11 protein-coding genes and 1 pseudogene are annotated in these 7,263 nt (G+C 61.5%); 1 reads left to right on the plus strand and 11 read right to left on the minus strand.

All coding sequences use genetic code 11. The features are described from left to right. The 11 genes and pseudogenes from GX515_13005 to GX515_13055 form a co-directional block, all read right to left on the minus strand. Positions 1 to 182 (minus strand): helix-turn-helix domain-containing protein (locus GX515_13005; protein ID HHY33914.1); only part of this gene is annotated, 182 nt, incomplete at its 3' end. A gap of 108 nt (positions 183 to 290) precedes the next feature. After that, the gene (locus tag GX515_13010) at positions 291 to 566 is read right to left on the minus strand and encodes a hypothetical protein (protein ID HHY33915.1); all 276 of its coding nucleotides are present in this window, start codon (positions 564 to 566) and stop codon (positions 291 to 293) included. A gap of 286 nt (positions 567 to 852) precedes the next feature. Beyond that, a complete protein-coding gene (locus tag GX515_13015; GenBank protein ID HHY33916.1) occupies positions 853 to 1,086 on the minus strand; it encodes a hypothetical protein in 234 nt (77 codons plus the stop codon). A 148-nt stretch (positions 1,087 to 1,234) separates the two neighbouring features. After that, positions 1,235 to 1,450 (minus strand): hypothetical protein, encoded by a 216-nt coding sequence (locus GX515_13020; protein ID HHY33917.1) that lies wholly within the window; start codon positions 1,448 to 1,450, stop codon positions 1,235 to 1,237. A 207-nt stretch (positions 1,451 to 1,657) separates the two neighbouring features. Continuing rightward, positions 1,658 to 1,897 carry a hypothetical protein gene (locus GX515_13025; protein HHY33918.1) on the minus strand — a complete coding sequence of 80 codons (240 nt, stop codon included), beginning with the start codon at positions 1,895 to 1,897 and terminating at the stop codon, positions 1,658 to 1,660. A gap of 145 nt (positions 1,898 to 2,042) precedes the next feature. Next, the gene (locus GX515_13030) at positions 2,043 to 2,216 is read right to left on the minus strand and encodes a hypothetical protein (protein ID HHY33919.1); all 174 of its coding nucleotides are present in this window, start codon (positions 2,214 to 2,216) and stop codon (positions 2,043 to 2,045) included. A 165-nt stretch (positions 2,217 to 2,381) separates the two neighbouring features. Further along, complete coding sequence (locus GX515_13035) at positions 2,382 to 2,813, minus strand: hypothetical protein (protein ID HHY33920.1); 432 nt, start codon at positions 2,811 to 2,813, stop codon at positions 2,382 to 2,384. Positions 2,814 to 3,110: 297 nt separating this feature from the next. Further along, positions 3,111 to 4,499, minus strand: coding sequence for a DUF3987 domain-containing protein (locus GX515_13040; protein HHY33921.1), 1,389 nt, complete (start codon positions 4,497 to 4,499; stop codon positions 3,111 to 3,113). Positions 4,500 to 4,792: 293 nt separating this feature from the next. Beyond that, a pseudogene (locus GX515_13045) lies at positions 4,793 to 4,972 on the minus strand (hypothetical protein). Between the two features lie 96 nt (positions 4,973 to 5,068). Continuing rightward, positions 5,069 to 5,203 carry a helix-turn-helix domain-containing protein gene (locus tag GX515_13050; GenBank protein ID HHY33922.1) on the minus strand — a complete coding sequence of 45 codons (135 nt, stop codon included), beginning with the start codon at positions 5,201 to 5,203 and terminating at the stop codon, positions 5,069 to 5,071. Positions 5,204 to 5,258: 55 nt separating this feature from the next. Continuing rightward, entirely contained in the window at positions 5,259 to 5,480 is a 222-nt protein-coding gene (locus GX515_13055) for a helix-turn-helix transcriptional regulator (protein ID HHY33923.1), read from the minus strand. A 358-nt stretch (positions 5,481 to 5,838) separates the two neighbouring features. Here GX515_13055 and GX515_13060 point away from each other — a divergent pair, with 358 nt between their 5' ends. Next, a complete protein-coding gene (locus tag GX515_13060; protein ID HHY33924.1) occupies positions 5,839 to 7,059 on the plus strand; it encodes a hypothetical protein in 1,221 nt (406 codons plus the stop codon). Positions 7,060 to 7,263 lie beyond the last annotated feature (204 nt).

The raw sequence follows: 7,263 nt of genomic DNA on the forward strand, positions 1-7,263 counted from the left end.
AATCGGTCTAGTTCGCTCTTGGCAACGCGCCACACCCAACCCGCGCGGGCAGCCCGAATCGTGCCCTCATTGATGAGCTTGCGGACAGTTCTATGATCCAGTCGCAAGTAGCGCGCCGCCTCCGCAATAGTCATTACCTCCGGCCATTCCTGCCGCTCGTCCACAACTACCACCTCCAACATGACTATACATGCCTTAGCATGGCATGTCAATAGGTCCTACGCTGGGACAACGGAGAGGGACAACACACCCGAAAAACGGTCCGAAAACGGGGTCCGTTCCCCACTCCGCTACCACAACCCCACCTGCGCCGAAGGGAACACGACGGCCGCGCCTGCGACGGCCACTGTAGCGTGGTCCTGCGACACGTGAAGGAGGGTTCCTCGTCCCCTCGGCGTCGCCACGGCCATCCCCACGGCCTGCGCCAGGCGTCGCAGGTGCTCTGGGTCGGCCTTCGCCACCAGCTCAGGCGCAGGCTCCTCCGGTTTATGCTCAGGTTTACGCGCGCGCCGTTGCCGGTATGCGCGCATGTAGGCGTTGTACTCCTCGCGGTCCTTGTATGGCACGAGCAACCCTCCCTCTAGCAGGCGATTCTACAAAAAGCGACACCTGAAAAGAGGCGCGCAGGTGGACAGTTGGACACCATAAAAAAGGCGCGCAGGACGGTCTAGAAGGTGCCTCTCTTGCGCCGTGGGTAGTCTAACCCCTGCCGTGGGGAGAAGCGCGGCTCCTAGGCCGTCCTGAGCGCGAGAACAACGCGGAAACAACGCACCGGAGAAACGGAGGGAAAACGGCTCGGCCATGAAAATGGCGCGAAAATGGGTAAGGCCGCTTTTCCCTCGCTTTCTTCGGTCACTCCAGGCTTTCGAGGATCTCCCGGAATATGCGCCTCGCGGCCTCCACGTCCTCACTCTCGCGCAAGGCCTCCACGTTCAGCGTGACGGTCTTGCCGGGGTTCGTCTTGCCGTTGCCGCCGGTCCAGTCGGGTAAGGACACCTGCAACCTCCCGGCCTTCGGGAACCAGCGCAGCACGTTCTTTGCGCTTGTCGCCACGACAGGCGTTTCAGTCTGCCAGTAGTTGTTCATGCTTTCACCTCCCCGAGAACAGGCTCGTAACAGGTCCGCTCAGGACGGCCACGGTGCAATACCTCCGCGCGCGCTCACCCCCTCGAAAACGTCAACAGTTGACCGTTTCGGAGGCATGGAACGCATTCTGACGCGCCACCTTCACCCGCTACCTGCCGCCAACATAGCAGGAGTACCGACCGGCCTTGATCCGGACAGCCTGCTTCGCGCACGTAGCGCGCCACCCGCCAGGCTCCTGGGTGACAGCAAGACCGGCGCGCCTCAGCCTCGCGGCAACCGTGGGAGAGGCGGTCCACACCTCGCAGGCGTCGCCTGAATCGTCGAACCGAAGGATAGTCTCGCGCTCCTCCGGCGTAAGAGTCATGCTCTCGCCTCCTCTCCTCGGAAATGCACAAGGTCGCACGCATAAAAAAAGAGCCGGGTTACACAACTACACCGCGTCGCAGCACCCAACAACACGACAGCAACAGAAAAGCGCCTCACGTGTCGGGGCGCTCGTTTCGTTCCCACGCCGTTCCCAAGGGACAGCAACCCTTTGCGCGGCAAGCGTTCTGACGGCCTCGCCTGATACTTAGTCTAGTGAGTGCCCGCCCCACTGCGCCTGGAAATACTCTTCCGCGTCACGGGCCAGCGCCAGTAGCTTCACAAGGCCGGGAGCGTGCTTCTCGCCGCACTCATGGCAGACCAGCGACCACGTGCCATCGAGGAAGAGTTCAGGGCCACACGAAGGCTCGGTCCTCCTTCCGCAAAGGGCGCACGCGTCATTACTCGCACAGTTGTTATCCTTAATGGCCAAGACGATCTTCTTCATGCTTGCTCATCCTCCCATCGCGAAGTTACACAGTTGCACACCCATAAAAAAGGCGCGTCACCGCGTTCGGGGTCCGCGCCAGCAGATGAGCCACAGGCATACGCCTATCCAACCTAGAGTCACCAGGAACAGCGCGTCGAGAACCTTATCCATGCTTCTCACCCTCCTTCCCTTGCCGCGCGTTACGTTGCCGCGCGCGCATGATGGCCTTGCCGCGCTTTAAGGCCGCCTCCCACAGCTCAGGGTCATGCTTGAGCAGGTGTTCAACCTCCTCCTCAGTGAGAAACAGCCTGCACTTCGGTAGGCGAATCTCTATCATGCGCATTCACCTCCAGACACGCAGGATTCCACCAGCAACGCCATTGACGGCCACAGGTCCGGCAGCGATACAGCGCGAGGATGCTCCCTCGGTCCTCGCGCCAGGCGTAGGGATAGCTCACTGCGAGGCAGCGCGGACAGGCGTCAGCTAGTTGCTCTCGCACAGTTAATGCACCTCCTCTCCCACGAGCCACCCGAGGACCCTGTCTCCCGGCCTGGGAGGGTAGCAGGTGGCGCATATTTCGCTATGGCACAGCGTCACCCAGAAGCGCGTCCCGCCACAGCGAGAACAGGGAGCACGAGCCTCGTGAATCTCGCGCACCTGAGCGGGACCGCGCCACCAACCGGGGTCGTGGAGCCATGCTCCCGTGAGCGGGTCGCGCCGGTAGTCGAGCGGGTCAGGTCCCGGAAGCACGGGAGGCGAGTAGGGTCGCAGGAGTTCGAGAAGCGCGGCCTTGTGCTCGTGAGTCGCCTCCCGCGCTTCGGGAGCAAGTCTCCTCGAAGGGGCTTCCACGCGCGCCGGGGAGTCGCCCGCCGGAACCCGAGGCTGTACTTCGTGGCGCTTCGCCTGCCGGGCTATGTCCATATACCGACCCATGCCTCTCCGATGCCTCCTCGAAAGTATCTAGGGATGCGAATTTAGCGAACTTAATCGGCCAGCAACCCGCTTGCCCTTGTGTGACAAGGCTTTGAGGGTTCTAAGTGCCTGCGAATTTAATCGCGAAACGTTGCGAATTTAATCCGTCGCCCAACCCCAGAGGCTTCGGGGGAGGATTAAATTCGCAATAAGTTCGCAGCAAATTCGCAAGCCTCTTCATGACAAAACCCCAGTGTATACGCCATTTCCCGGATTAAATTCGCAAATTCGCTAATTTCGCATGTCCCTGTGCCCACGTCACTGCCGAACCGCCCGCCACACCTCGACCGGCTTCTTGCGGTCTCCTTCAGGCGGCACGGTCTCGCGCTCCACCAGCCCGGCGGCGAGAAGGTCCGTGAGTGCGCGTGTGATACTCTTGCTCGATTCATGCCTGTCGAACAGGTTGCTGATCTCGGTCCGCGTCAGCCCGTCTGGTGCCTTCTTCAGCGCGTTGAGAATTGTGTCTGCTACCGGGTCGCCCAAGGCGTCGCCGAAGATGAACCTCGCGGACGCCTCGACGTACTCCCACAGTGCCAGCGCCGCCAGCAAGTGTTCTGGGCGCACCACCTGCGACAGGTCCAGCAACGCGTAGATGCAAGCTAGGCGCATTACTTGTGCTTCGGCACGGGCAAGGACAGCCCCGAGGAGACCAGGCTTTCCCTCGGACAGCTCGGGATACACCGCGTGCCATACCGCGCGCGCCCCCTCATCACGCTTTAGCTCCCCCGCGTGCTTCGCAAGCTCCAGGGCCTCCGCGAGACGAGCCACGAGCGGGGCGAAGTTTACTTCACCGATGTTGCCGCCCTCCGGGAGGCATTTCGAGCGGCGCACGCACACCCAAAGGAAGCGGTTTGCGAACCCGTTCGCGGCCTCCGTGCTTTCCAGATAGCGCAGAAGTTCGCCCTTGGTCACGTGTCCGATGATGGAAATATGCGCCCCGCTGGCAACCGCAGGAGAGTTCTTCGTCAAGCTCCGCAGGTTGCCCGAGTCCCAGGCGTTGCGGATGATGGCTGACAGCGTGTTGCCCTCACGCTGGAGAATGCGGAGCACGGAAGCGAATTCGCTTTCGAGCACGAGAAGGCGCTTGTCCTCCACCCCCGCGTCCACGAGAACGGTTTCATATGCCGTTGTGCGCCCTTTCTCCTTGACCGGCTCGCGCCGCTCAATAGGGTCCCGGACCGCCCAGATAAGCCCCTCGCCGGAAGATAAGCCGCTTGCGACGTGGTCTTTAGCCCACGCCGGGTCAACGGCCTCCAAGAGTCGCCGGATATGTCCCCAGGACGTACCCTTGCGGCCCTTCGCCGTCGCGCCCACGAGGCAGGCGAAGAGGTTCAGGCCGTGACGGTCGGCTTCGGCGACAAAGTGCGGACCTCGCCCCGCAGCGTTACCGAAGGCAACAACAAACTGCACGAGCAGTGCCACAGGGTCCGCCTCGGTGTGCGGCTCGATGGCGCGCACAATGTCGCCTGCAAGGCCGTGAAATGCCTCGGGAGCAGGAGGGTCAGGCCACGGGACGGCAACGATGGGTGTATCATCCTCTTGAGGGTCGTCCTCCAGTGCTGCCTCCACGCCTAGCGCCTCAGCCAGCGCGGCCCCGCCAGGTTGCCGTAGTTCTTCTGCAACTAGCTTGATTAAGTCAGCAGCCATCTTCTCGCCTCCCTCGCCGCCCAGAGCCGTGCTTCCAAGTCTGCTGCCTCCAGGCTATCCAGGAGATATTCCAGGTAAGGTAGGGTGTGGACCCAACCCGCCAGCCTCTCGTACGTTGCCAGGTCCGCGCCGTCCAGCGCGAGACGAATCGCCCGAACGTAAACGCAGAGCCGCCGGTGTAGCGCCTCGCACGCGGCGTCGAGGCGTCGGCGAAGCTCCGCCTCAGCCTGAGCACGGGCAGCCGCCTTGCGCTCCACAGGGGTCAGGTGCCTGCTTCGCCTTCGCCCTGCGGCAGGGAACAGCTCTGTCCACGACAACCCCAGGGCCGCTAGCACGGCCTCCGGCGCACAACCTGCGTGACAATGAAGCAGCACTCGCCCGTCATCGCTCTCGCGGATTGACAGAGAAGGCGAGCGGTCCTCGTGTGAAGGACAGCACGCGATCCAGCGACCTGGGCCTGTCTCGCGGACGCGCTCCAGCCGTGCCAGGAACTTCTCGACGGGCCGCTCGCATGATACAATGTTAAGGGACATATCACCACCTCCCGCCCGGCTTCCGCCCGGGTCGTTTCACTGCTCGCCGCGTTCGGTTACTCTCGTAAGTAGGTCCACGAGAACTTGCCGCGGCACCCTGACACTGCGCCCGAATCGGAGGCAAGGTATCTGACCTGCCTGAATTAGCGCGTAGCAGCGCGACAGCGGCATGCGCAAGTAGGCCGCGACCTCGCGCACCTTGAGAACCGCTGGAAGCTGCCCGGGCTCAAGCGTTGCCAGGTCGTTCTTCTCCACGGCTCGGCACCTCCTGGAAAAGCGCGTCCTCGGGCATGTCGAATGCTTCGGAAATCCTGCGCCGCCACTCCGGGCCGCAGGGCCATACGCCCCGCTCGATCTTGCTCAGCGCCGCGCTATCAATCCCCGTTTTGACAGTAAGCTGGGTCAACGACCAGCCTCGACGCTGGCGCTCCTGACGTAGGTACAGCACAAGACTCACCCCCCCTTAGTTCAATCGAATATCTCTCTGCCGCCGTCGCCCCGCCAGGATTTCCACGGCATTCCATGGCGTCAGGTCGCGGTGCGAAATCGTCCTGGTCGGAAGCGATGGCTCTCGATGCCGTTCACGACGCCTGAGGCGCTTCAAAGTCCGATCTGGATGACCCAAAGCAAATACCTCCCAATGGGCCCGGGGAAGCTCGACAGCTTTCGTCTCGCACATCCGGGCGGGTAACTGATTCTTGACTCAAGGACGATTTTGGCATAGACTGTGAGTAACCGCAAACTGCTTACAAAACGATTATGCCAACACGCGTGGAGGGTCTAACAACGGGGAGGGAATCCGTGCCATGAGTGCGCAGGAGGAGTTTATGAACGCGGTCTGGAAGCAGGCGTCCGCGTTACCTCGGAAATGGGTGCGCGAAGCTATTGTGCACCACCTAGAAACCCGTCAGTATGGCAGCACCAAGGACGTGGAGAACTGCGTCAAGCTCGCGGCTCGAATGGCACGAAACCAAGATTTGCTGGAAGCAGCAGAGGATGATCGGTTGGACGAGGACGAACGCAAAGGCCCAGAAACCGTATCGCGCGACGCAGAACCCGCGTTCACGTGGGGCACGTACTGGTGGCGGTGCAAGTATGAGATTCGCGAGGCTCCACCGGAGGTCTCGGAGATTCCCGTTCGGTGTATTGTGGCGGTCCCTGAGTTGAACGCCGATGGAACCTATCGGAAACCTGAGTGGTACGACGTGCTAACGGAATGGCGCGCCAACGCGCCTGCGAAGCAACCTAAGGGGCGCGACAGTGCGGAACAGGATTACGCCCCACACGTGGCACTTGTGAACCTGGATCCGTCGAAAGAAGAGGCCGTCCTGCGCTTCGTGAATAAGTGGGGTCTCCTCGGCTTGTGGAGGGTCCACAGGTATAAGGCAGGCGCAGGACTCTTCGCGAGTCATAAGGCGGGACCAAGAGACTGGGAGGGTAGGGAAGAGCACTCAGGTTGGTATATCTGGGACGAGTTTTACCGACAGAGCAACAAGGGATTGTATATGCACTCGTTCTGTGAGCCTGTCGAGCTGTTCAGGCTTGCCGCCGAGAAGTACCAGCTCCTATACGCTTTCTTGCTAGTGGCGAAAGGCGACGACATACCGGCGGCGATGCGCGCTAGGCTTGTTGAGGCCGGTTTCGTCGCTGAGGACGAAGAGGTGCTTCGCGACCCTCAACACGCGGTCAGAGAAGCAGAACTACACCTCTCTGGGTGGCTCCAGGAGTGCGCGCACCCGAGGCCGATTTACGACGCCGAGAAGAAGGCGTGGCTGTTCGGGTGGCAGTGCAATTCCCTTCTGGGATGGGTTTATCTGCTCACCTTCCTGGACCTTATGCAAGGCAGAACGTTCAGGCGGTGCGCACGGCGCAATTGCGGGAAGCTCTTCATCCCCACGCGGCCTAACCGCAAGTGGTGCAGCACCGCCTGCAGAATCGCAGAGAGTCAGGCGTCTTTCCGGAAGCGTAACCCGAAGCTATCGGGCCTCCGTAAGTATAGTGAAAGTCTGGTGGGTTCGTGCCCATAGCCTGGGGAACGACCTTGGGAACGAAGACGCCTCGGAGAGGATGGAAGAGGACAGGAAAAGATAGAACTCCCCAGGAGTCGGGGAGTTCATTTTGCCTGCTAGACGCCTACTAGACAGGACACAATGGAGGTGGTAGGACGCAGCAGGAAAGCCTCGGCGAAATTCAGGGTCTAGTGGCCATTGCGGCCGTCCGGGTTCAAATCC

The sequence above is a fragment of the Bacillota bacterium genome (assembly GCA_012842395.1).
GTDB lineage: Bacteria > Bacillota > SHA-98 > UBA4971 > UBA4971 > UBA6256.